We start from the raw sequence: 23211 nt of genomic DNA on the forward strand, positions 1-23211 counted from the left end.
CGGCGTTCGCACACGGCCCGGCGCACCGGCGGACGGACGCCGGGGCGGCCCTGTGTCCAGACATGACGCACCCGGGCGCCGACGAGGTGCGTCGGCGTCCGGGCGGCGGAACGGCTCAGCGGACGGCGGCCGTCCGGCGGGGCCTGGCGATCACGGAGGCGCGACCCACCATGTTGGCGATCTCGGCCCGCGAGGACACATTGAGCTTGCTGAAGATGCGGCCCAGGTGGGTCTCCACCGTTTTGTGGCTGACCTCCAGCTGACGGGCGATCTGGCGGTTCGTCCGGCCCTGACTGACCAGATTGGCGATCTCGAACTCGCGCTGGCTCAGCATGTGCTGCTCACCCGGCGGCGCCGGCTCCGCCGACTGCTGACAGGCGTTCACCTCGGCCCGCAGAGCTCGCACCGCGGGCAGCAGGTCACCCGCCCCGCTGCCGACCGCCGCCGCCTCCCCCGCGTCCAGGTGCTTCCCCGCGCGGGCGGGCTCGCCGAGGTCCAACAGGGCGCGGGCCGCCAGGAGATGCCCGGCGCCCGCCTCCAGCGGCTGATCCGTCGCCACCCCGGCGGCCACCGCCTCCAGCGCGCCGACCAGGGCGTCCGCCGGATCCGCGGCCACTCTGGCGCGCGCCGCGGCGGCCAGGCCGAGGCGTCCGGGGAGGCCCAGCGCCTCGGCGGAGGCCCGTACCTGCTCGGCGCGGGCGCGCGCCTCGTCCATGCGTCCCCCGGCCAGTTCGGCCCGGCTCAGCAGGTCGTAGGCCCTCGGGTGGTCCCAGATGGGCAGGTCGAGGAGCGAGTCGCAGCCGCCGATGTCGAGGACCGTGACCAGGCACTCGTCGGGCTCACCGCTCGCCAGCAGCGCCGCGGCCAGCGCCAGCCGGGCCTGCCTCCACCTCGGGCTGTCGGGGGTCACCGCGTCACTCGCGGCCCGGCTGTCCGCGAGCGCGCTCAGGGTGGCTCCGGCGGCGAGCCCGACCTGCGCACGGAGAGTGAGTGCCATCGCCAGCAGGTCTTCGCAGCCGGGGGTCCGCGCGAGCCGGACCGCCTGGTCCGCATGCACCTGAGCGCTCTCGATGTGGCCCCGGCGCAGCTGCGCCGTGCCCAGGCCGACCAGCAGCGGCACTATCGGCTGCCACTGCCCGTTCGCCCTGCTGAGGGCGAGGCCACGGGTGAAGTGCCGGTCCGCCTGCGTGAACTGCTCGGCATGGATCTGCGCCCAGCCGAGGTAGCACAGCGCGTCTATGCGGCGGGCCAGTTGATCGTCCGGCTGCCGGTCGACGAGCTGCGCGGCCTCGCAGACACTGCGCAGGGCCACGTCGGACGCGCCCTTGGACAGCGCCACGGTGGCGTGGATACCGAGCGCGAGGACCTGGAGCATGTTGTCCCCACTGCCGGCAGCGCTCAGCAGCGCGTCCTCAGACCACTCCCAGCCGGTGTCCCACACGCTGGTGGCCGCCAGCGCCAGCCGCAATTGAGTGGAGTCCCTGCCGGGGCCCCGGCGCACGACGGCCCGGTTCAGCATGGCGCGCGCCTCGGTGTACCGGCCTGCGTACACCGCGAGTTGGGCCCGGCACTCCAGTGCGTCGGCGGCGTCGGCGGCGTCGGCGGCGTCGTCCGTGCCTCCCCCGATCAGCGCATCCCGGGCATCCAGCGCGTCCCGGCCGTCGTCGAGCCGCCCCGTCAGGACGGCGCCCCGGGCCAGCGCGGTCAGCAGTTGCAGTCGCTGCTCGCGGTGCTCGGGGCCGTCACCGAGCAGGCGCAGCGCGGTGCGGTACCACGAGGCCGCGGTGTCGGGGGAGCACAGAGCGGTCGCCCGGCCCGCGGCGATCAGCACCGCGACGCTGTCCGGCCCGTCGCCGCCCACCCGCTCGACGTGCTCGGCGATGCGGACGGCCGGCTGATTGCCCCTGCGCAGCGCCTCGACGGCCCGCGCATGGGCGCCCAGCCGCCACCCGTCGGGCGCCGAACGGTAGGCGACGCCGCGGAGAACCGGGTGGCGGAAGCGGAAGCACCCCGGCACGCTCTCCGCCTGCACCAGGTCGAAGGTCAGCAGCTCGTCGATGGCCACCAGCACGGTCGCCCGGTCGAATCCCGCGACCAGGGTGGTGAGTTCCAGGTCGAAAGAGTCACCGATCACCGCTGCCGCCTGACAGACGACCTGCGCGGTGGCGGACAGCTTGTCCAGGTCCATGAGGATCGGCGCGGTCACCTCGTGCGGAAGTTCCGCACCGGCCCGCAGCAGGGATTCGCCGCTGCAGTTCGCGCCCTGGCACAGCGCCATGAGCAGATCGAGATAGCGCGGATTGCCGCCGCTCTGCTCGTACACCGTCATACGGTGACGGCCGCACAGGTGCTCCGGGTAGAGCCCCTCGGCCGCCGCGCCGTCGAGCGGTCCCAGCGGAAGGTCCTCGATGTCCCACTGGGACTGTGCCGTGCCCAGCGCGGCGAGCAGCCGGTTCGCGATGCCCCGGGACCGGTATGCCACGACCACCAGAAGGTCGGTCCGCGTCGGATGTCTGAGCAGCTGCTCAAGGGCGACGTTGATCCCGTGCGTCGCCAGGTGCAGGTCGTCGACCACCAGCACCGGCCCGCCCGGCCCGGCGGCTTCCACCAGCGGGGCGAGGGACCACTGCGCGTGCCCGGGGAGTGCGGTCCCGAGCATCGACGTCAGCATGTCGAAAGGACCGTGCTGATCCTCCGCGGCGGTGCTGCCGAGGACGGTCGCGTCGGAATTCTCGGCCGCAAGGGTCAGAAATTCGGTCAGCAGCCTGGTCTTTCCAATGCCTGCCTCGCCCGGCACCTTGATAAGTCGTGGACGAGTACGAGGAGTGCGACTCGCATTTGCGAGTGCAGTCAATTCTCGCTGCCGCCCGGTGAACCACTGATCAATCACTATGCCGGACAAAACCGGTCCCCCCGATATTTTTTGGCCGCTCTCTTTTACTGCCCGCATGTAATGGTTCAGAAGCACTCAAGAGGTGCCACGAAGTACTGCGAGTCGGTCAATTCGACCGGCCTGCGCAACAGCGGAGATGCGCCCGTCCACCGCTGCGGACAGATTGTTCAATCCACCTGAAATCCCCCGACGTGACCGCATATCAGCCGCACCGGAAGGCGCGGCGAGGACACAGCGGGGCACAGGGTGAACCCGGACCGGTCCCACGGAAGTCACCCAGGGACCGCACCGGGCGCCCGCGATCCGCACCCACCTGGGCGCCCGCGACAGCGACTGGTGCCGGACCGGGTCCGATGGAACCGACGACTCCGTACGCGACCGCGACCGGCCCCGGCGTCGGCGGAGCCGAACACCGGGGACCAGACTTGACCTGCGAATCAATACGGAGCAGACGTGCTCACGTCGCTACGGCGCACCGGACCGGCGGAGTGGGCTGCAGCGCCGGGACGGCTACCGCGAAGGGGCCATCGACCGGCGGAGACTCAAGGGGCGCATGTCCGTCCACACTTCTTCTATGTGGGCGAGGCACTCCTTCTTGGTGCCCGTCACACCGACCTCGCGCCAGCCGTCCGGAAGTTCACGGCCGACTGTGGAGATCGAATACTGCTCTTCATGATTGACCACCACGACGTAGCTGATCTCATCGTTGGCTTCTTCCATGACTGCTCCCCGTTATTGCGATCCGGCGCATTCCGTACGACATGATGCCGACGCCCCCAATACACCGCAGCGACGCCGACCAGAATTGTCACTCTGCGTAGCACCAAGAGGTGGGGCAGCCGCAGTCCAGTGACAGAGGTGACGGCGGTTTCAATCGTCAGTCGACCGCGAGGTATTGTCAAGATCTGATTAGGGTGACACTCACCGGCTCGTCGCGGGAGTCGTCACCAGATTCGGCATGTGACCTGAATGCCTATCAAGCAGGGGTCGTCGCCGGTGTCCGAACTGCTGTGGGTGAGCAGCCGGTCCAGTCGGCGTTCCAGATCGGGGGCGGGGGCCTTCGCCGTGGCGAGCAGCTGCATGAGGGAGTGACGGGTCACTCCGTCGGGACGCACATTCAGCCTGAAAGCCGTGGAGGTCGCGCGGCGATGGTGGAGAAACGGCCTGCAGGAAACGGCCGATGACCACGGCGTCGTCCGGGTGCGCGTGCTCGCCGAGATCCGGTACGGACAGGGGCTCCTCGGTGGCCGACCGTCCGCACAGGGCGAAGAGCTGACCGTTCCAGATGATCTCGCCCGTCACCAGGTTCTCCTCGAAACCACCTGTGCGGCGCAGGCGTTGGGCATGCTGGAGCAGGCTGGCGAGCCGGGCCGTGGGACAGGCCTCCAGCAGCAGGGCGCCGTTGACGGTGCTGCGGGGGCGCCCCGCCGGTCCAACGTCACTGTTCACATGACGGATCCGGAAACAAGCGGTTCTGTCGCAGACAGCGGCAATCAACAAGCAGGTGAGGCCGACGCCGGACCGCGTCGGCCCGGCCACCCGCACGCCCAGCCTCACCCGCCGCCCCGGACTCTCCTGCGAGCAGGCGTTCCGCACCCTGCTTCCGCAGGCCGGGGGCATCTTTCCTTGTGGAGCCTAGGAGATTCGAACTCCTGACATCTGCCTTGCAAAGGCAGCGCTCTACCAACTGAGCTAAGGCCCCTCGAAAGGTGGACATGACCGGTCAAAGGCGCACCGTGACCACCGCCGCAGAACAGAGTACCGGTTGTCCCCCCTGATCCTGCAAAAAGGATTGGGACTCCCGGTCCGCGACCACCCTCCGTAGGATACTCGGCGAGGTTCGCAGCAGCGAAGGGGAGACGCAATGGACGCAGCGCAACAAGAGGCGACGGCAAGAGCCAGAGAGCTTCAGCGCAATTGGTACGGGGAGCCGCTGGGGGCGCTCTTCCGTCGGCTGATCGACGATCTGGGGCTGAACCAGGCCAGGCTCGCCGCGGTGCTCGGCCTGTCCGCACCCATGCTGTCCCAGCTGATGAGCGGCCAGCGCGCCAAGATCGGCAATCCGGCCGTCGTACAGCGTGTCCAGGCCCTCCAGGATCTGGCGGGGCAGGTCGCCGACGGCAGTGTGAGCGCGGGGGAGGCCACCGACCGGATGGAAGAGATCAAGAAGTCCCAGGGTGGTTCGGTGCTCAGCAACACCGGCTCGACCAGCGCCAGTTCGGGCGCGCCGACCGTACGCCGGGTGGTGCGCGAGATTCAGTCGCTGCTGCGCTCGGTGGCCGCCGCGGGCGACATCATCGACGCGGCGGACACTCTCGCACCGACCCACCCGGAGCTGGCAGAGTGCCTCCGGGTGTACGGCGCCGGGCGAACCGCCGACGCGGTGGCCCACTACGAGGCGCATCAGAGCTGACAGGGGCGGTCCGGCAGGGTCCGAGAGGGTCTGCCGGAAACCGACCGAAGACGTAGGCAGCGGACCGGGGAGCGGGCGCAGCACAATGGGTGAGATCTTCGCTGGTCGGTACGAGTTGATCGACCCGATCGGACGCGGTGGAGTGGGCGCCGTCTGGCGGTCCTGGGACCACAGGCGACGCCGCTATGTGGCGGCCAAGGTCCTGCAGCAGAGCGACGCACATACGTTGCTGCGTTTCGTGCGCGAGCAGGCGCTGAGGATCGACCATCCGCATGTCCTCGCCCCGGCCAGCTGGGCCGCGGACGACGACAAGGTGCTGTTCACCATGGAACTGGTGAGCGGCGGCTCACTGGCCCATGTGATCGGCGACTACGGCCCGCTCCCCGCCCGCTTCGTCTGCACCCTGCTGGACCAGCTCCTCTCCGGTCTTGCCGCGGTCCACGCGGAAGGTGTGGTGCACCGCGACATCAAGCCGGCCAACATCCTCCTTGAGGCCACCGGCACCGGCCGGCCGCATCTGCGTCTTTCCGACTTCGGCATCTCCATGCGCAAGGGCGAGCCGCGCCTCACCGAGACCAACTACGTGGTGGGGACGCCCGGTTACTTCGCGCCCGAGCAGATGATGGGCGCCGAGCCTGACTTCCCGGCCGACCTCTTCGCGGTCGGTCTGGTCGCGCTCTATCTGCTCCAGGGGCAGAAGCCCGACTCCCAGGCCCTGGTGGAGTACTTCGCCACGCACGGCACCCCGGGCGCCCCGCAGGGCATCGAGGAGCCACTGTGGCAGGTCATCGCCGGGATGCTGCAGCCCGATCCGCAGGCCAGGTTCCGTACGGCGACGGGCGCGCGCAAGGCGTTGACCGCGGCCGTCGAGATGCTGCCCGAGCCAGGTCCCGGTGACGAGCCGGTGGAGGTCTTCGACCAGATCGGGCCGCTGCCGGAAGGCTTCGGCACCTCGGGCCCCGAGACACCGGCCCCGGGCCCCCCGGGCCACGTACAGACCCAGAGCCCCCAGAGCCACGTACAGAACGGCACGCAGGCCCCCGCTCCGCAGGCGCCGCCGATGTCACAGACAGGCAGCTTCCACCTCGCCCCGCCGCCGCAGCAGCCGTCCACTCCCCCCACCCCGACGCCCACGCCCACCTCCGTGCCGGCCCCCGCGCCCGCGTCCGCTCCCCGCTTCGACGCCGCGCAGCATCAGGCGCAGGCCCCCACGTCCGGGGTGCAGTACGGGCAGCCACTCACTCACCCCTACACGGCTCCGGGGCCGCTCGCCCCGCAGGCAGGCGCGTACGCCCCCGCGTACAACCAGGCGGCGTACGCCCCCGCGCAAGCGCCCACCTGGGCGGCCCCGCACAAGCGGCCGGGACCGCCCCCGAAGGTGGCGGTCCCGGTGCTGCTGCTCGCGGTGATCTGCTTCGCGGTGGGCATCTGGGCGCTGACCCGGAGCTGAGCCGTCACGGCCCGCCCAAAGGCCACGCACAAGGCAGCCCTTGGGCCACACAAGCGGCCACACGGCCCCAAGGGCTGCCGGCAACCGCCTACCAGCCAGCCGACGGCCCGTACTGCGGCGGCGTCCCATCGCCGGGACCGGTGCCCGGACCACTGCCGGGACCACTGCCCCCACTACCGGGACCGGGACCGGGGCCCGGACCAGGGCTCGCCGGACCGGCCGCCGCGCGGCGCCGGGCCACCAGCACCCACCCGCCGAGCCCGAGCACCAACACAGTGCCCGCGCCGATCCCGGCCACCCCGACGAGCCGCATCGTGTCGCTCTTCCGCGCCCCCGGCGTGGACTGCCCGCTCGCCGCCTGGTCCCGGTCGTCACCGGTGACCTGGAACTCCCCGGCCGAACCGGCGTAGGCGGGCGCCTGCTTGGCCTCGCCCTTGACGTTCAGCCGCAGCGTCAGCCCCAGCGCCTTCGCCCCGAACGGCTTCTCCACGGCGGGGTTGAGGCTGACCCGCAGGTAGTACCAGCCCGCGAACCGCATCGCGTTCACGGTTTCCTTCGAGTCGTACCGGTTCTCGTACGCCACGGGCGGCAGCGGATCCAGCTCGGCCGACTTCGGCTTTCCGTCGTACGCCAGGTTGTTGTCGCTGTCGACGAGCCCCCGCGCCGGGTTGTAGAGCGACACCGCGAGCGCACTGGGAACGTAGCCCTCGCCCGTGGAGCTGCTCAGATCGGCGCTGGCGAAGAGCTGCTGACCCCAGTCGACGGGCACCTTGTAGAAACGGGTCTCACCCGGCTTGATCTTGTCGCGCCACTCGCCCTCCTCAAGACCGGGGGCGTTGAAGAAGCTCGTGCCGCCCTCGCGGTCGCGCGGGCCACCGGCCGGCGGCACCGGGGACGCGCTGGGCCAGTTCTCGGGCGCCGCCGTCGGCCCGCCGCCCCGCAGCGCGGGCTCGGTCACATGCCGGATCTCCAGGTCCCACGGCTCGCTGGAGGAAGTGGCCGCGCTGGTCCGCTCGATGAGCACGTAGTACGTGTCCGCGCTCTGGCAGGACGTGCTGCCCTTCTCCATGGTCCGGGACGCGTACGTGCCGATGGGCCGCGCGAACTCCGCGTTGAACTGCGCGCTGTCGTAACTGCACGAGCTGCTGTCGCGGTCCTGGAGCGTCACCTTGAGCTCGTCGGCGTACGCGACCTTCGTACCGAGTTTGGGCACCGCGGTCGCCGACACATACGCGTTGGACTTCGCGTCGAGGACCACCCGGTAGAAGAGCTTGCCGCCGGGCTTGATGGAGTCCTTGTACGTCTCCCCGGCCGTCAGCTGCTCGGCGTCGGTATTGACCTCCGAGCCCTTGACCGGCTTCGCGGACGGCTCGAAGGCGTACGGACTGGGCGCGCCAGCCGCCCACGCCTGGGCCGGCAGCGCCGCCACCGCGCACAGCGCCACCACCACGGCCGGCGCCGTTCTCCGCCTGCTGCGCTGCCTCTTCACGCGCCACCCCTCGTTGTCGCCTTGGCCGCCCTGCGCCGCACCAGCACGAGCCCCGCGACCAGGACAACCGCGCCGCCCACTGCCGCGGCGGTCGCGATACCGGTCCATCCTGCCCCGGCGGCCTCACCGCTGTCTCCGGGGGCCGCCGCATCACCCTTCTTGTCCGCTTCGCCCCCGGCGTCCCTGCCAAACGGCCGTACGGGTCGCACCAGCGCCCGCCCCCTCGACCAACTCCCCCTACTTTGCTCTCGCAAGCTAGTGATTTGCGTAGGCGAATTCAAGACTGGGGCGTCACGGTCCCGCAACGACTCACATCACCCACCAGGACCCCCCGGACAGCACAAAACCCCGGCCGCTCTGCGACCGGGGCAAGTGTTCAGAATGTTGGCTGCTGGCTCTCACACACCCGAACCTGCGGGCACGGAGTCAGTCGCCTCCGTCCACAGATCCTGCTCGGCGCGATCCGCCTGGATCTGGCGGTACACGAGGAGCCCGCCGATGGCGGCCAGTGCGACCAGGAGAAGCTTCTTCACCGCGCGACCTCGTCTTTCCTTGGCGTAGGGGACTTCTGGCGCCCGACTATACACACCGACCGATATCGACCGGTGACCTAGCTCCGACCCAACTCGCGCCCGACACAGAGCAATCAGGCCCACCCCCGTGTCCCCCCTCTGTCCCCCCCTATCCCCTCCTATGCGCGAGGACCTCGCCGCCGGCCCCATTCCCCCAACCGAGTGGTGTTCATCAGAAGAACTGCACAACGCGTGCGTCGCTCGCCCTGATCCCCACGTTGCGCGCACATCATCTGAAAGGTAAGCAAACCGCACCACCTGAAAGTGAGAAAACCATGGCCGTCATCAAGGTCAGCAGGATGTGGACCGCCTTCATCGCCGGACTCTTCGCCCTCCTCGCCACCCTCGGACTGAGCACCGCCGCCACCGCCGCCGGAGCCACCACACAGACGGCACAGGAGCCCGCCTCGCACACCGCAGGGCGCACCGCACCCGCAACGGTGCCGGCGGCCCGCCGGGCCCACCCCATGGAGCGCTCGATGCCGCCCACCATGAAGCAGCGCATCCGCGCCGAGGCCCACGGCGCCTCCCCGTCCTCCCGCAACCGCTCGCTGGACCTCGACGGAACGCCCCAGCCGGACCTCACCGAGACCGACGCACTCCTCGCCGCGTAGCGGGAGCAGCACGCGTACGCGACGAGCCGCACCGGCACGACGCACGGCACAGCCAGCACACCCAGCACACCCAGCAGACACACATAAATACGGACCGACAGACGGCCCACGCAGCAACGCAAGGAGCACCGCAATGAAGGCCAGGACGATGTGGACCGCACTCATCACCGCCCTCTTCGCCCTCCTCGCCGCCCTGGGGCTGAGTACGGCGGCCACCGCCGCCCAGCAGCCCGCCACAGCGAGCGCCCCGACCAGCAGCCACCCCGCGGCCGAGGCCGCCTCAGCGGCCGTCCCCTGGTCCCCGGCGCACGCACAGTCGGTCCCGCCCACCATGAAACAGCGCATCCGCGCCGAGGCCCACGGCGCCTCCCCGAGCTCCCGGCACCTGCCGCGTGGGCTGGGCGACGTAACGCAGCCGGACCTCGGACAGACCGCATCGGCAACAACTCCCACAAGGTGAGACGGACCACATCAACGAGCCGCACAGACAGGCCGTACAGCCATCCCGCACAGACCTGCCCGACAAACGGGCCGCACCAACGGGCCGCACCAACGCCTTGCGGTCTTCGCGGTGGGGCTAACAGGATTTGAACCTGTGTCCTCACCCTTATCAGGACGATCACGCTGGCTCGCTACTTCAGATTGACCAGCGGATCACGCTGGCTGAGCGAGTCACGGGTACAGGTGGAACCGCCGAAGTTCGCCGCTATTTGGTGTCAGCCACTGATGTCATACGTGGCCGTCATCATCGGCGTCGTCCCACTCAACATCCATCTCGGCGTACTCAGCGGATGCGTCTGCCCATCGGTAGTCGAACGTCATGCGACTGCGGACGGTACTCAAGCTGCCCTCAAGGAGCTCCCCCTTCGCCGCTTCAATCAGCGCACCAGCAGTCACGGAGGGCTTTTCCGCAAGCCTGTGCGGCATCCCACCCTTGCCCCATGCTCTGCTCTCGCCCCCTTGCGGGCGCGGACGGGCGACGACGCGCGCCCCCGGTTGCGTAGACATGAGGGGAGGTGCGTGGCGCGTCAGGCCGGCGCCGCCGCGCACTCTGCGCGGCCCACGATCCCGCCGACGCGAGGCGTACGCCAACGACCTGGAAGCCCCAACTCGCTTGTGGCAGTGACCGCCAACTCCAATCGCAGCAAGTCCGACAAGGACCCTACGGCCTACCTCCCGAGCCCTGGGGTCCGTTGCCAGTACGCCTCTGAGTGGACCGGTGCCAGGATGCGGTGGGGACTCACCTTGGACGTCCCGGAGAAGACCACGCTCACGGGCACGACCGTCACTTACGAGCCTGCCCCCTGGCCCAGCAAGTCGTATGCCCCTGTTCTCCCTTCGGGGAGGGCGGGGGGCCTTTCGTGCGTTCAGGGCCCGCTCTATTCCCGCCGCAGTACCGTGGACGTACAACTCTCTGGCGGGGGTAGCGGTGAACGCATCCGAAGCGAGCCTTGGCGACCGCATCGCAGAACTGCGGCTGCGACGGAACATGACTCAGGAGAGCCTGGCGTCGGCCGCAGGCCTGTCGGTCGACGTGATCCGCAAGCTTGAACAGGGCAGACGAAAGACAGCACGCCTGGCCAGCATCAACGCGATAGCTCGGGCTCTCGACACCGAGCCGAGCTACATCGTCGGACAGCCAACCACCTTCGAGGTCAACGCATCGGAGGACGGCCGGCCCTCCGTGCTCGCGCTGCGGCAGGCCGTGTCGCCGGTGGCTGATCCCTTGGGCGGCGACACGGACCTTGACGACCCGCCAAGCATCGTCGAGCTTCGGGCCTCGCTGCTTTCAACCGAGAGCATTCGCCGCGACGGCCGCATGGGCGAGATCGGAGTCCTGCTTCCACAACTCATCCGCGACGCGCGGACGGCAGCTCACGCCTACACCGGCAGCGAAGCGGCAGCAGCGAACTCCGTGCTCGCCGTCGCCTATCAGGTTGCGGCCACCACCCTCGCGGCGCTGGGCAAAGAGGATGCCGCGTTTACCGCTATGGACTCGCGATCCGACGGTGCGACGATCCGGATCTCGAAACCCTGGCCGCATCGACCTTGTCGTGGGTGCTCACCAAGCAAGGCCGGCTGGCGGACGCCGAGCGTGTCGCACTCGCGCGCGCTCACCAGATCGAGCCAGGGTTCCGCTGCAGTCCGGAAGACCTGACGTTGTGGGGGGTGCTGTTGCTTCGGGCAGCAACTGCGGCCGTGCGGCACCAACCGCGCATGCGCAGTGGGCGAACCGCGACATGGGCTGCATCGCGATACTGCCGCTCGGTCGCCGGTTCGATGTCGTCCGGATGCCCACCGAGGTCGTGAACGCCGCTGCCGGCAGTGACGACTGGTCGGCTGTCGCCGCGTATCTTGCTGCGGAACTCGACGGCCCTGTCATCGCCGACCCCTTCACCCGGATCTACGCCCTCGTGCCGCCCCAGACGACCGAGACATGGCGGTCACCCGTCGCGGGATGCCGGGGCCGCGGCGGGTGGCTCGGGGTACCGCCCACCCAAGATGCTCGGTCTCCTGGAGGTCGAGCGAGGCGCCCGGGTCCTGGAGATCGGCACCGCCTCCGGGTACGTCGCAGCATTGCTGTCCGAGCGGCTCGGCGAGGAGAACGTCTACAGCATCGAGCTCGACCAGGCGCTCGCCGAGTTGGCGGCCGCGAACCTGCATGCGACCGGCTACATGCCGCAGCTGCGGCACGGAGACGGTGAGAGAGGCTGGCCGGAAGCGGCACCATTCGACCACCTCATCGCAACGTGCGCCCTGCGGAACATCCCGCACAACCTCGTCAAGCAGGTCCGCCGGGGCGGCATCATCGTCGCCCCGCTGGCCCGCGACTTCTGGAGCGGCGCCCTGGTCCAACTCACGGTCCAGGACGACGGCAGCGCTTCCGGGCCGATCCGGGGCGGTGCGTCGTACATGCCGATGCGATCCCACCGCACCCCGGACGGACCACCGGTGAAGGGCAAGGCGAGGGCGATCGACACCACACTCGACCCCCGCCGGCTGCTTACCCTCGGGTTCGCCATCTACGCCGGCGCCCGAATGCCGGGCGTCTCGATGGTGCACCGCGAGCTGGGCGCCAAAGCCGAGGTGTGGCTCATGGACGGCGCCGGATCGGGCGCGTACTGCGAGCCAGATGAGCAGGCGCGGCAGTACGGCGAGCGCGATCTATGGTCCGACGTCGAGAAGGCGTACCAGGAGTACGCCGCCTTGGGCAGCCCGGAGTCCGATGTGTTCGGCCTGACGGTGACACCCCGCGGTCAGGAGGTGCGGCTGGCGCACCCGGGACGGGTCATCGTCTCCGCCTAGGGCGATGCCAGTCGGGGGCCGCTCGACGTCCAGGCCGACGGCCGCGCGTGCGTCCGCCCGAGCGACCCTGAGTGAACCTGGCCACAGGGGGAGTTCCGAGCAAGTTACGGACTAGTACCGGACTCTCAAGATCAAGACATGTAGAAGGCCCGGCAGATCCTTGGATCTACCGGGCCTCTGACCTTACGGTCTTCGCGGTGGGGCTAACAGGATTTGAACCTGTGGCCTCATCCTTATCAGGGATGCGCTCTAACCAACTGAGCTATAGCCCCGCGCTGCCCCTGAAGATTAGCGCACCTCAGGGGCAGGTCCAAAATCGGATTCCGACCGGTTCCTACTCGTCTTCCGCAAGCGTCAGCTCGACGCCGCCGACGAAGCCGGCCGACAGGTTGTAGATGAAGGCACCGAGCGTCGCGAGCGCGGTCGCCAGCACTACGTCGATCATCGCGATGACCGATGTGAAGATCAGAACGCGCGGAAGCGACAGGAAGGACTGCAGGTCGAAGCCATTGCTCTCGTTCGAGCCCGTGGCCTCGCTGATCGTCCCGCCCACCGTGGAAAAGACGCCCATCGCGTCCATCACCATCCACAGCACCGCCGCCGCGACCACCGTGCAGATGCCCAGCGCAATGGACAGCAGGAAGCTGACCTTCATCACCGACCACGGGTCGGCCTTGGCCACCCGCAGCCGTGCCTTGCGGGTGCGCGGCGTCGTACGCGCGCCCGTGCGCGGCAGACGTACCGCTGCGGCCGCCTGCTGACCGGACGGGCCGGCCTGCCCTGCGCGCTGCTGCCCGGCCTGCGTACCGCCGGGCTTCTCGGCGCCCTGTGGCGTGGCGTACGCCTGGGGCGGGTGGTAGGGCTGCGACTGCCCCTGCCCCGACTGCTCACGCTCACTGGGCAACGGCCCGTTCGCGTACGCGTCGTACTGCTGGGGCTGAGGCCCTCTGGTGTCCGTCACAGTCCCCCCTTGGGAGTCCGCGGCAGAGCCACGGGCACCAGGTGCTCCAGCTCCGGAAGCGGCCGCTCCGGCGCCCGTGGGTCCACTCACGTCTTACTCCTCGTGCTCCCCGGCCGAGGGCTGGGCGCCCTCGACGGCATCGGCAGACTCGACCGCATCGCCCTCGACCGCATCGTCGACCGCCCCATCGGGACCGTCGACCTCCTCGGCCTCGCGACCGGCTTCGGCGTTGCGCGCGATACCGACGACGGCATCACGCTTGCCCAGGTTGATCAGTTGGACGCCCATGGTGTCACGGCCCGTCTCCCTGACTTCGTTGACTCGCGTACGAATCACGCCACCGCCCAGGGTGATGGCGAGGATTTCATCCGTCTCCTCGACCACCAGCGCGCCGACCAGCGAGCCCCGGTCCTCCACGATCTTGGCGGCCTTGATACCCAGACCACCGCGACCCTGGACCCGGTACTCATCGACGGGAGTCCGCTTCGCGTACCCACCGTCGGTGGCAGTGAAGACGAAAGTACCTGCTCGCACGACATTCATCGAGAGCAGTTCGTCGCCCTCACGGAAACTCATGCCCTTGACGCCCGAAGTCGCACGCCCCATCGGCCGCAGCGCGTCGTCGGTCGCGGTGAAGCGGATCGACTGCGCCTTCCTGCTGACCAGCAGCAGATCGTCCTCGGAGGAGACCAGTTCCGCACCGATCAACTCGTCGTCGCTGCCGTCCGCGGTCTCCCGCAGATTGATCGCGATGACACCGCCCGCACGAGGCGAGTCGTAGTCCCGCAGCGGCGTCTTCTTCACCAGACCACCCTTGGTGGCCAGGATCAGATACGGCGTCGCGGAGTAGTCCCTGATCGCCAGGATCTGCGCGATCTGCTCGTCCGGCTGGAAGGCCAGCAGGTTCGCCACGTGCTGACCGCGCGCGTCGCGGCCCGCGTCCGGCAGCTCGTAGGCCTTCGCCCGGTAGACCCGGCCCTTGTTCGTGAAGAACAGCAGCCAGTGGTGCGTCGTCGATACGAAGAAGTGGTCGACGATGTCGTCTTCCTTGAGCTTCGTACCGCGCACGCCCTTGCCGCCGCGCTTCTGCGAGCGGTAGTCGTCCGTCTTCGTACGCTTCACATAGCCGCCACGCGAAATGGTGACGACGATGTCCTCCTCGGCGATCAGGTCCTCGATGGACATGTCACCGTCGAAGGGCACCAGCTTCGAGCGCCGGTCGTCGCCGAACTTGTCGACGATCGCCGCGAGCTCCTCGCTGATGATCTGCCGCTGCCGCTCCGGCGACGCGAGGATCGCGTTGTACTCGTTGATCTTCGACTGCAGCTCGTCGTGCTCCGCGACGATCTTCTGGCGCTCCAGGGCGGCCAGTCGGCGCAGCTGCATCTCCAGGATCGCGTTCGCCTGGATCTCGTCGATCGACAGCAGGCCCATCAGGCCCTCGCGCGCCACATCGACCGTCTGGCTGCGCCGGATCAGCGCGATGACGTCGTCGATCGCGTCCAGCGCCTTGAGCAGACCGCGCAGAATGTGCGCCCGCTCCTCCGCCTTGCGCAGCCGGAACTTCGTCCGCCGGACGATGACCTCGATCTGGTGCGTCACCCAGTGCCGGATGAACGCGTCGATCGACAGCGTGCGCGGCACACCGTCGACGAGCGCCAGCATGTTCGCGCCGAAGTTCGTCTGAAGGTCGGTGTGCTTGTAGAGGTTGTTCAGCACGACCTTGGCGACGGCGTCGCGCTTGAGCACGACGACCAGGCGCTGGCCCGTGCGCGATGACGTCTCGTCACGGACGTCAGCGATGCCGCCGACCTTGGCATCCTTCACCAGGTCGGCGATCTTCTGCGCGAGATTGTCCGGATTCGTCTGGTACGGCAGCTCCGTGACCACCAGGCACTGGCGGTTCTGGATCTCCTCGACCGCGACAACGGCGCGCATCGTGATCGACCCGCGGCCCGTCCGGTACGCCTCCTCGATGCCCTTGCGGCCCACGACCAGCGCACCGGTCGGGAAGTCGGGGCCCTTGATGCGCTCAAGAAGCGCGTCAAGCAGCTCCTCGTGCGAGGCCTCCGGGTGCTCCAGGTACCACTGCGCGCCGGCCGCCACCTCCCGCAGGTTGTGCGGCGGGATGTTGGTGGCCATGCCGACCGCGATGCCCGCCGAGCCGTTGACCAGCAGGTTCGGGAAGCGCGCCGGCAGGACCGTCGGCTCCTGGTTACGGCCGTCGTAGTTGTCCTGGAGATCGACGGTGTCCTCGTCGATGTCGCGGACCATCTCCATGGACAGCGGCATCATCTTGCACTCGGTGTACCGCATGGCGGCGGCCGGGTCATTGCCCGGGGAACCGAAGTTGCCGTTGGAGTCCACCAGCGGCATGCGCATCGACCAGTGCTGCGCGAGGCGCACCAGGGCGTCGTAGATCGAGGAGTCGCCGTGCGGGTGGTACGTACCCATGACGTCACCGACGACACGGGCGCACTTGTAGAAGCCCTTCTCGGGGCGGTACCCGCCGTCGTACATCGCGTACAGCACACGGCGGTGTACGGGCTTGAGACCGTCCCGTACATCCGGCAGCGCACGCGACACGATGACGGACATCGCGTAGTCGAGGTACGAGCGCTGCATCTCCGTCTCAAGCCCCACGGGCTCCACCCGCATGCCAACGGCAACGGGCGGCTCTTCGGGCGTCACAGGGGTCACAGGGGTGTTCTCGTCGGCCATTGCTGGTCAAAGTCCTTTCGAGCTGCGGCTGGTGGCTTGCACGGCCGACTCAGATGTCGAGAAAGCGGACGTCCTTGGCGTTGCGCTGGATGAACGAGCGCCGCGCCTCGACGTCCTCACCCATCAGCACCGAGAACAGATCGTCGGCCTGCGCCGCGTCGTCCAGCGTGACCTGGCCGAGCACCCGGTAGTCGACGTCCATCGTGGTGATGCGCAGCTCCTCGGCGTTCATCTCACCCAGGCCCTTGAAGCGCTGGATGGAGTCGTCCTTGATCCGCTTGCCGTTCTGCTTGCCCAGCTCGACCAGCGCGTCGCGCTCACGGTCCGAGTACGCGTACTCGAAGTCGTCCCGACCCCACTTGATCTTGAACAGCGGAGGGCGCGAGAGGTACACGTGCCCCGCCTCGACCAGCGGTCGCATGAAGCGGAAGAGGAACGTCAGCAGCAGCGTGTTGATGTGCTGGCCGTCGACATCGGCGTCCGCCATCAGGATGATCTTGTGATAGCGGAGCTTCTCGATGTCGAAGTCCTCGTGCACACCCGTGCCGAACGCCGAGATCAGCGCCTGCACCTCGGTGTTCTGCAGGATCTTGTCGAGCCGCGCCTTCTCGACGTTGAGGATCTTGCCGCGAATCGGCAGGATCGCCTGGTACATCGGGTTACGACCGGACTTCGCGCTGCCACCGGCCGAGTCGCCCTCGACGATGAAGATCTCGCACATCGTCGGGTCGTTCGACTGGCAGTCGCTCAGCTTGCCCGGCAGGGAAGCCGACTCCAGCAGCCCCTTACGACGCGTCAGGTCCCGCGCCTTGCGGGCCGCGACGCGCGCCGTGGCGGCCTGGATCGACTTGCGGATGATGTCCGCGGCCTCGTTCGGGTGGCGGTCGAACCAGTCCGTGAGCTGCTCGTGCACGACCTTCTGCACGAAGGTCTTCGCCTCCGTGTTGCCCAGCTTGGTCTTCGTCTGGCCCTCGAACTGCGGCTCGCCCAGCTTCACCGAGATGATGGCCGTCAGACCCTCGCGAATGTCCTCACCCGCGAGGTTGTCGTCCTTCTCGCGCAGGTGCTTCTTCTCGCGCGCGTAGCGGTTCACCAGCCCCGTCAGCGCGGCCCTGAAGCCCTCCTCGTGCGCACCACCCTCATGCGTGTGGATGGTGTTCGCGAAGGAGTACACACCCTCGCTGTACTGCGAGTTCCACTGCATCGCGATCTCGGCCGAGAGCGTGCGCTCCTTGTCCTCGGCCTCGATGTCGATCACCGTCGGGTGAATGACATCACCCTTGCGGGAGTTGAGGTACTTCACGAAGTCGACGATGCCGCCGGGGTAGTGGTACGAGACGGTGAGCACCTGCTCCTCGGCCGGGACCGCCTCGGCCGTGTCGGCGCCGACAACGGCCTTGGCCGACTCACGCTCGTCCGTGAGCTTGATCGTCAGGCCCTTGTTGAGGAAGGCCATCTCCTGGAAGCGCCGTGACAGCGTCTCGAAGGAGTACTCGGTCGTCTCAAAGATGTCCGCGTCGGCCCAGAAGGTGACGGTCGTACCCGACCGGTCCGTGGCCTCGTTGCGCACCAGGGGCGCCGTCGGCACGCCCAGCTTGTAGTCCTGCGTCCAGCGGTAGCCGTCGCGGCTGACCTCGACCGCGACCTTGGTCGACAGTGCGTTGACGACGGACACGCCGACGCCGTGCAGCCCGCCGGAGACGGCGTAGCCGCCACCGCCGAACTTGCCGCCCGCGTGCAGGACGGTCATCACGACTTCGATGGCCGGCTTGCCCTCGGAGGGCACGATGTCCACGGGGATGCCGCGGCCGTTGTCGATGACGCGCACGCCGCCGTCAGGCAGGACCGTGACGTCGATCAGGTCGGCGTGCCCGGCCAGGGCCTCGTCGACCGAGTTGTCGACGACCTCCTGGACGAGGTGATGGAGCCCGCGCTCACCGGTCGTGCCGATGTACATACCGGGCCGCTTGCGGACCGCGTCCAGGCCCTCAAGGACGGTGATCGCGCTGGCGTCATAGGCGGCCGAGACGGCTGCCTCGCCGCCCCCGCCGGCAGTGGACGGAATGGTCTCGTTGGGGTTGCCGGAATCGGCCACGAAGCGCCCTTTCTGGCACAGCACAAGCCGACTCCGCCACGCGCGGGACCGGCTGCATCGTTCTGTGTAGTCGACGTGTCCCGCACGCGGGCGGGATTGTCTACCAGTCTACCGGTACCGCAGACACTCATGGGGGTTTGCCGGTGCCTGAGTCCCCATGTGCCGTCCTGAACCGCCTCCGTCCGACTCCCCATATTCGGGAAGGGGCTCCAAGCGGCTCACGCGGGCATCCAGCGCTTCGGGCTGTCAACCTCCCACTACCGTGAGGGACACCTCACACGTACACCCACTTCTCAGCCGTACGTGTCCCCGGGCCCCTTGCTGCCGGGCGCGCGCAGCGGACCGAAACGGCGCGGCGGACCGGCCGGCCCCATCACCTTGATCAACTTCACCGCGCCCTGCCCGAGGTCCGCATTGAGCCGCGCCACCAACTGCGGTGCCAGCAACCGCAACTGGGTCGCCCAGGCCGTCGAATCGCACTGCACCGTCAGCACCCGCTCGGCGTCCCCGTCGTCGTACCGCGTCGGCACACAGTGCTTCGCCACGTCGTCCCCGACGATCTGCGGCCACCGCCCCATCACCCCGCCGACGGCGGCGGGCGCCTCCCAGCCGCGCTCCGTGATGAGCCGGTTGATCGCCGCGCCCAGCGCCAGCGGATCACGCCCGTCGGCCCGCGCGCCCGAGCGCAGACCGCCGCGCTTCGCCTGCTTCTTCTGCTGCACGGCCGCGCCACGCGCGCGTGCCTGCTCCTTGGCTGCGCGCAACGCGACCCGCGCGAGGTCGACGCCCGAGGGTTCGGGGCCCTTCGGCAATGCGGAGGAATCAGGCATTTGGGATGTCTTCGGCGATTTCTCCCCCGAGGTCACCGGTGACCCCGGCGTCCCTTGCGATCCCTGAGGTCGCCGGGATCCTTGAGATCGCTGAGGCCCTTGAGACCTCTGAGGGGCCTGGGGCAGCTCGTCCGGCCCACCGGACCCGCTCAAGGGGCTCATGGGGCTCATGCGGGCGCCACCTCGCCGTCGGACACCACATACCGCTTGCCCGCCAGCACGCCCGGCACATCGTCGTCCACCGCCGCCGTCACCAGCACCTGCTCACCCGGCGCCACCAACTCGGCCAGCCGCTCCCGCCGCCGTACGTCCAGCTCCGCGAAGACATCGTCGAGCACCAGCACCGGCTCATTCCCCTCGGCCCGCAGAAGGTCGTACGAAGCCAGCCGCAACGCCAGCGCGATCGACCAGGACTCACCATGGCTCGCGTAACCCTTGGCCGGCAGCTGCCCCAGCTTGAGCACCAGGTCGTCCCGGTGCGGGCCGACCAGCGTCACACCACGCTCAATCTCCTGCTTCCTGGCGCCCACGAGCGCCGCGAGCACCTGCTCGAACAGCTCCTCGCGCGACTGCCCCGCCACCACGCCCTCGCCCAGCGAACTCCGGTAATCAAGCCCCACCGGACCGCCCCCGGGCGCCACCTGCTCGTACGCCTTGTCCGCCATCGGCTGCAGCGTCGCGATCAGGTCAAGCCGCTGCGCCAGCAGCTCCGCGCCGACCTGACCCAGATGCTGGTCCCACACATCGAGCGTCGACAGATCCATCGAACGGCCGCCGTGCCTGCGGGCCATCGCGGCCGACTTCAGGAGCGTGTTGCGTTGCTTCAGCACCCGCTCGTAGTCCGACCGAACCCCCGCCATGCGCGGCGAGCGTGCCGTGATCAGCTCGTCGAGGAAGCGCCGACGCTCGCCGGGATCCCCCTTGACCAGCGCCAAATCTTCCGGCGCGAACAGCACCGTACGTACGATCCCCAACACATCACGGGGCTTGACCTGCGAGGACCTGTTGATCCTGGCCCGGTTCGCCCGGCCCGGGTTCAGCTCAAGCTCCACCAGCTGCTGCCGCTCGCCCTGCGTGACTGCGGCCCGGATGACGGCGCGCTCCGCGCCCATCCGCACCAGCGGGGTATCGGATGCGACCCGATGGCTGCCGAGCGTCGCCAGATAGCCGACCGCCTCGACGAGATTTGTCTTGCCCTGGCCGTTCGCACCCACAAAAGCGGTGACGCCCGGATCGAGAGGCACCTCGACCCGGGCGTACGAGCGAAAGTCGGCCAGCGACAGATGCGTGACATGCATGGGTGTACGCCGACCTTCCCCAGCTCTGAACTACTTGGACTCGACCGCGTGCCCGCCGAACTGGTTGCGCAGGGCGGCGATCATCTTCATCTGCGGGGAGTCGCCCTGGCGCGACGCGAAGCGCGCGAAGAGCGAAGCGGTGATCGCGGGCAGCGGCACCGCGTTGTCGATCGCGGCCTCGACCGTCCAGCGGCCCTCACCGGAGTCGGCGGCGAAGCCACGGAGCTTGTCCAGGTGCTCGTCGCCGTCCAGCGCGTTGACCGCCAGGTCCAGCAGCCAGGAACGGATGACCGTGCCCTCCTGCCAGGAACGGAAGACCTCGCGCACGTCGGTGACCGAGTCGACCGCTTCCAGCAGCTCCCAGCCCTCGGCGTAGGCCTGCATCATGGCGTACTCGATGCCGTTGTGAACCATCTTGGCGAAGTGCCCGGCGCCGACCTTGCCGGCGTGCACCGAACCGAACTTGCCCTCGGGCTTGAGCGCGTCGAGGACGGGCTGCACCTTCGCGACATCCTCGGCAGCGCCGCCGTACATCAGCGCGTAGCCATTCTCCAGGCCCCAGACACCGCCGGAGACGCCGCAGTCGACGAACCCGATGTCCTTGAGGCCGAGCTCCACACCGTGCTTCTCGTCGTCCGTCCAGCGCGAGTTGCCGCCGTCGACGACGACATCGCCCGGGGAGAGCAGCTCGGACAGCTCGTCGATCGTGGACTGGGTCGCGGCGCCGGCCGGAACCATCACCCACACCACCCGCGGGCCCTTGAGCCTGCCCACAAGCTCTTCGAGGCTGTGGACATCGGCAACGTCCGGGTTCCGGTCGTAGCCGATGACCGTGTGGCCTGCGCGGCGGATGCGCTCACGCATGTTGCCGCCCATCTTGCCGAGACCGACGAGACCGAGCTCCATCAGATTTTCCTTAAGCGTTGTGCCGATTCGTACCCGGGTCCGAGCCTACGCCCGGCCCCTGACAGGGACCGCCGGGCGTAGGCGGACCCGGAGCCGTCGCGGCGCCGAGCCCGAACCGTGCGATCAGCCCGAGAGCCGCACCGGCATGATCAGGTACTTGTACGCCTCGTCCGCCTCGGCATCCATGGCCGGCTTGCCGCTGAGCAGCGCGGGCTTGGTGGACGTCGTGAAGGAGAGCTGGGCGACCGGCGAGTCGATCGCGCTCAGGCCGTCCAGCAGGAATGTCGGGTTGAAGGCGATCGAGATGTCGTCGCCGTCGAGATTGGCGTCGACGCGCTCCACAGCCTGTGCGTCGTCGCTCGATCCCGCTTCCAGGATCAGCACACCCTGCTCGAAGCTGAGCCGCACCGGAGTGTTCCGCTCGGCGACCAGGGCCACACGCTTGACGGCCTCGACGAACGCGGGCGTCTCGATGATCGCGATCGAGTTGAACTCGGTCGGGAAGAGCGTCCGGTACTTCGGCAGGTCGCCTTCGAGCAGTCGCGTGGTCGTACGCCGTCCCGCGCCCTCGAAGCCGATCAGGCCCTCACCGGCACCCGAGCCGGAGAGCGCGATGGTGACCGTGTCACCGCTGGTCAGCGACTTGGCGGTGTCGAGCAGCGTCTTGGCGGGCACCAGCGCGACGGCGGAGGCCTCCGGGTCCTCCGGCTTCCACATGAACTCGCGGACCGCGAAGCGGTAGCGGTCGGTGGAGGCCAGGGTGACCCTGTCGCCCTCGATCTCGATGCGCACACCGGTGAGCACCGGCAGCGTGTCGTCACGGCCGGCCGCGATGGCCACCTGGGCCGCGGCGGATGCGAAGACCTCACCGGGCACAGTGCCGGTGGCGGTCGGCATCTGGGGCAGTGCCGGGTACTCCTCGACGGGGAGGGTGTGCAGCGTGAATCGCGAGGATCCACAGACCACCGTCGCCCGTACACCGTCTGTGGAAATCTCCACCGGCCGGTTGGGAAGGGCACGGCAGATGTCGGCGAGCAGTCGGCCGGAGACGAGAACGATGCCGTCCTCCTCCACGTCCGCGTCCACCGAGACCCGTGCCGAGACCTCGTAGTCGAAGCCAGAGAGGCTCAGAACGCCCTCCTCGGCCTTCAGCAGAAGGCCCGCGAGGACGGGCACCGGCGGACGGGCCGGGAGGCTGCGAGCCGTCCAGGCCACTGCCTCCGCAAGTACATCGCGCTCCACCCGGATCTTCACCGGAACCGCCTCCTGCTGTTGCTGGCTCGCCCTGCTGGCCGTCGTTGTCTGGCTGTGTTGCCGGGGACCAGTCTGACCTACCGCACCGACAGTCGGTGCGGCATGGGGTCAAGTCGCGACGAGAGCCGCTGGAGGCTCAGGGCCCGAGTTGTGCACAGGCCCTTCTTCCAAGCTATTTCTCAGCTAACTCTAGGTGGGAGTAGTAGTAGGGCCTGTGGAAACCGTGGATAACCCCGTTTTCGCAGGTCAGACCCACTTTTTTGTCCACCGGCCCTGTGGGCGGCGACGGTGGACAACTTGGGCTTTCTGTGGACGCCCGAAAGTTCTGCACAGTCCATGCACAGGCTGGGGGTAGTTCTCCCCAGCGTCGTCCCCAGCTTTACCCCGGTTCCCCACAGCCCAACCGACC

19 protein-coding genes, 2 tRNA genes and 1 pseudogene are annotated in these 23211 nt (G+C 68.8%); 6 read left to right on the top strand and 16 right to left on the bottom strand.

The genetic code is table 11. The features are described 5' to 3' along the window. Positions 1 to 115 precede the first annotated feature (115 nt). The 5 genes and pseudogenes from ABCR94_RS03890 to ABCR94_RS03910 all read right to left on the bottom strand — a co-directional run bounded on the left by ABCR94_RS03890 (position 116) and on the right by ABCR94_RS03910 (position 4595). Complete coding sequence (locus ABCR94_RS03890; RefSeq protein WP_347117546.1) at positions 116 to 2950, bottom strand: helix-turn-helix transcriptional regulator; 2835 nt, start codon at positions 2948 to 2950, stop codon at positions 116 to 118. A gap of 453 nt (positions 2951 to 3403) precedes the next feature. Further along, the gene (locus ABCR94_RS03895; RefSeq protein ID WP_347117547.1) at positions 3404 to 3613 is read right to left on the bottom strand and encodes an MbtH family protein; all 210 of its coding nucleotides are present in this window, start codon (positions 3611 to 3613) and stop codon (positions 3404 to 3406) included. Between the two features lie 224 nt (positions 3614 to 3837). Next, entirely contained in the window at positions 3838 to 3993 is a 156-nt protein-coding gene (locus ABCR94_RS03900; RefSeq protein ID WP_347118506.1) for a hypothetical protein, read from the bottom strand. After that, positions 3982 to 4363 (bottom strand): annotated as a pseudogene (locus tag ABCR94_RS03905) (antitermination regulator); the annotation flags it as partial. The gene ABCR94_RS03900 and the pseudogene ABCR94_RS03905, both read right to left, overlap by 12 nt. Before the next feature lie 159 nt (positions 4364 to 4522). Further along, positions 4523 to 4595 (bottom strand) — tRNA-Ala (locus ABCR94_RS03910). 162 nt (positions 4596 to 4757) lie between these two features. Between ABCR94_RS03910 and ABCR94_RS03915 the strand changes: the two genes are divergently transcribed. Then, a complete protein-coding gene (locus ABCR94_RS03915; protein WP_347117548.1) occupies positions 4758 to 5306 on the top strand; it encodes a helix-turn-helix domain-containing protein in 549 nt (182 codons plus the stop codon). Between the two features lie 85 nt (positions 5307 to 5391). After that, positions 5392 to 6756 carry a protein kinase domain-containing protein gene (locus tag ABCR94_RS03920; RefSeq protein WP_347117549.1) on the top strand — a complete coding sequence of 455 codons (1365 nt, stop codon included), beginning with the start codon at positions 5392 to 5394 and terminating at the stop codon, positions 6754 to 6756. Positions 6757 to 6844: 88 nt separating this feature from the next. Here ABCR94_RS03920 and ABCR94_RS03925 read toward each other — a convergent pair whose 3' ends face one another. The 3 genes from ABCR94_RS03925 to ABCR94_RS03935 all read right to left on the bottom strand — a co-directional run bounded on the left by ABCR94_RS03925 (position 6845) and on the right by ABCR94_RS03935 (position 8778). Continuing rightward, positions 6845 to 8245 carry a hypothetical protein gene (locus tag ABCR94_RS03925; protein ID WP_347117551.1) on the bottom strand — a complete coding sequence of 467 codons (1401 nt, stop codon included), beginning with the start codon at positions 8243 to 8245 and terminating at the stop codon, positions 6845 to 6847. After that, positions 8242 to 8454: a hypothetical protein gene (locus ABCR94_RS03930; RefSeq protein ID WP_347117552.1), complete on the bottom strand. Its 213-nt coding sequence runs from the start codon at positions 8452 to 8454 to the stop codon at positions 8242 to 8244. The genes ABCR94_RS03925 and ABCR94_RS03930 overlap by 4 nt, the downstream gene beginning before the upstream one ends. 189 nt (positions 8455 to 8643) lie before the next feature. Continuing rightward, positions 8644 to 8778, bottom strand: coding sequence for a DLW-39 family protein (locus ABCR94_RS03935; protein ID WP_003958712.1), 135 nt, complete (start codon positions 8776 to 8778; stop codon positions 8644 to 8646). A 314-nt stretch (positions 8779 to 9092) separates the two neighbouring features. Here ABCR94_RS03935 and ABCR94_RS03940 point away from each other — a divergent pair, with 314 nt between their 5' ends. The 4 genes from ABCR94_RS03940 (at position 9093) to ABCR94_RS03955 (ending at position 12737) form a co-directional block, all read left to right on the top strand. Beyond that, a complete protein-coding gene (locus ABCR94_RS03940) occupies positions 9093 to 9431 on the top strand; it encodes a DUF6344 domain-containing protein (protein WP_347117553.1) in 339 nt (112 codons plus the stop codon). A 133-nt stretch (positions 9432 to 9564) separates the two neighbouring features. Beyond that, entirely contained in the window at positions 9565 to 9891 is a 327-nt protein-coding gene (locus ABCR94_RS03945; protein ID WP_347117554.1) for a DUF6344 domain-containing protein, read from the top strand. A 969-nt stretch (positions 9892 to 10860) separates the two neighbouring features. Continuing rightward, complete coding sequence (locus ABCR94_RS03950; RefSeq protein WP_347117555.1) at positions 10861 to 11589, top strand: helix-turn-helix domain-containing protein; 729 nt, start codon at positions 10861 to 10863, stop codon at positions 11587 to 11589. Between the two features lie 344 nt (positions 11590 to 11933). Then, a complete protein-coding gene (locus ABCR94_RS03955; RefSeq protein ID WP_347117557.1) occupies positions 11934 to 12737 on the top strand; it encodes a protein-L-isoaspartate O-methyltransferase family protein in 804 nt (267 codons plus the stop codon). Between the two features lie 198 nt (positions 12738 to 12935). Here the strand turns inward: ABCR94_RS03955 and ABCR94_RS03960 are convergent. The 8 genes from ABCR94_RS03960 to dnaN all read right to left on the bottom strand — a co-directional run bounded on the left by ABCR94_RS03960 (position 12936) and on the right by dnaN (position 22802). Then, positions 12936 to 13009, bottom strand: a tRNA-Ile gene (locus ABCR94_RS03960). Between the two features lie 62 nt (positions 13010 to 13071). Continuing rightward, the gene (locus tag ABCR94_RS03965) at positions 13072 to 13698 is read right to left on the bottom strand and encodes a DUF3566 domain-containing protein (RefSeq protein ID WP_347117558.1); all 627 of its coding nucleotides are present in this window, start codon (positions 13696 to 13698) and stop codon (positions 13072 to 13074) included. Positions 13699 to 13791: 93 nt separating this feature from the next. Continuing rightward, the gene (gyrA, locus tag ABCR94_RS03970) at positions 13792 to 16419 is read right to left on the bottom strand and encodes a DNA gyrase subunit A (protein WP_347117559.1); all 2628 of its coding nucleotides are present in this window, start codon (positions 16417 to 16419) and stop codon (positions 13792 to 13794) included. A gap of 49 nt (positions 16420 to 16468) precedes the next feature. Continuing rightward, positions 16469 to 18538 carry a DNA topoisomerase (ATP-hydrolyzing) subunit B gene (gene gyrB, locus ABCR94_RS03975; protein ID WP_347117560.1) on the bottom strand — a complete coding sequence of 690 codons (2070 nt, stop codon included), beginning with the start codon at positions 18536 to 18538 and terminating at the stop codon, positions 16469 to 16471. 269 nt (positions 18539 to 18807) lie between these two features. Then, positions 18808 to 19344: a DciA family protein gene (locus ABCR94_RS03980; RefSeq protein ID WP_347117561.1), complete on the bottom strand. Its 537-nt coding sequence runs from the start codon at positions 19342 to 19344 to the stop codon at positions 18808 to 18810. 167 nt (positions 19345 to 19511) lie between these two features. After that, positions 19512 to 20642 (bottom strand): DNA replication/repair protein RecF, encoded by a 1131-nt coding sequence (gene recF, locus ABCR94_RS03985; RefSeq protein WP_347117562.1) that lies wholly within the window; start codon positions 20640 to 20642, stop codon positions 19512 to 19514. Between the two features lie 30 nt (positions 20643 to 20672). Next, positions 20673 to 21548 carry a phosphogluconate dehydrogenase (NAD(+)-dependent, decarboxylating) gene (gene gnd, locus ABCR94_RS03990; protein WP_347117563.1) on the bottom strand — a complete coding sequence of 292 codons (876 nt, stop codon included), beginning with the start codon at positions 21546 to 21548 and terminating at the stop codon, positions 20673 to 20675. 123 nt (positions 21549 to 21671) lie between these two features. Continuing rightward, positions 21672 to 22802, bottom strand: a complete 1131-nt coding sequence (gene dnaN, locus ABCR94_RS03995; RefSeq protein ID WP_347117564.1) for a DNA polymerase III subunit beta — start codon at positions 22800 to 22802, stop codon at positions 21672 to 21674. Positions 22803 to 23211 lie beyond the last annotated feature (409 nt).

Origin of the sequence: Streptomyces changchenzhani, from assembly GCF_039766235.1 — a bacterium.
Lineage (GTDB): Bacteria > Actinomycetota > Actinomycetes > Streptomycetales > Streptomycetaceae > Streptomyces.

Excerpts from the sequence above, each read along its gene's own strand:
- gyrA (WP_347117559.1), bottom strand. The coding sequence starts at position 16,419 with ATGGCCGACGAGAACACCCCTGTGACCCCTGTGACGCCCGAAGAGCCG.
- ABCR94_RS03915 (WP_347117548.1), top strand. The coding sequence starts at position 4,758 with ATGGACGCAGCGCAACAAGAGGCGACGGCAAGAGCCAGAGAGCTTCAG.
- ABCR94_RS03890 (WP_347117546.1), bottom strand. The coding sequence starts at position 2,950 with ATGCGGGCAGTAAAAGAGAGCGGCCAAAAAATATCGGGGGGACCGGTT.
- ABCR94_RS03980 (WP_347117561.1), bottom strand. The coding sequence starts at position 19,344 with ATGCCTGATTCCTCCGCATTGCCGAAGGGCCCCGAACCCTCGGGCGTC.
- ABCR94_RS03895 (WP_347117547.1), bottom strand. The coding sequence starts at position 3,613 with ATGGAAGAAGCCAACGATGAGATCAGCTACGTCGTGGTGGTCAATCAT.
- ABCR94_RS03940 (WP_347117553.1), top strand. The coding sequence starts at position 9,093 with ATGGCCGTCATCAAGGTCAGCAGGATGTGGACCGCCTTCATCGCCGGA.
- recF (WP_347117562.1), bottom strand. The coding sequence starts at position 20,642 with ATGCATGTCACGCATCTGTCGCTGGCCGACTTTCGCTCGTACGCCCGG.
- ABCR94_RS03955 (WP_347117557.1), top strand. The coding sequence starts at position 11,934 with ATGCTCGGTCTCCTGGAGGTCGAGCGAGGCGCCCGGGTCCTGGAGATC.
- ABCR94_RS03945 (WP_347117554.1), top strand. The coding sequence starts at position 9,565 with ATGAAGGCCAGGACGATGTGGACCGCACTCATCACCGCCCTCTTCGCC.
- ABCR94_RS03920 (WP_347117549.1), top strand. The coding sequence starts at position 5,392 with ATGGGTGAGATCTTCGCTGGTCGGTACGAGTTGATCGACCCGATCGGA.
- gnd (WP_347117563.1), bottom strand. The coding sequence starts at position 21,548 with ATGGAGCTCGGTCTCGTCGGTCTCGGCAAGATGGGCGGCAACATGCGT.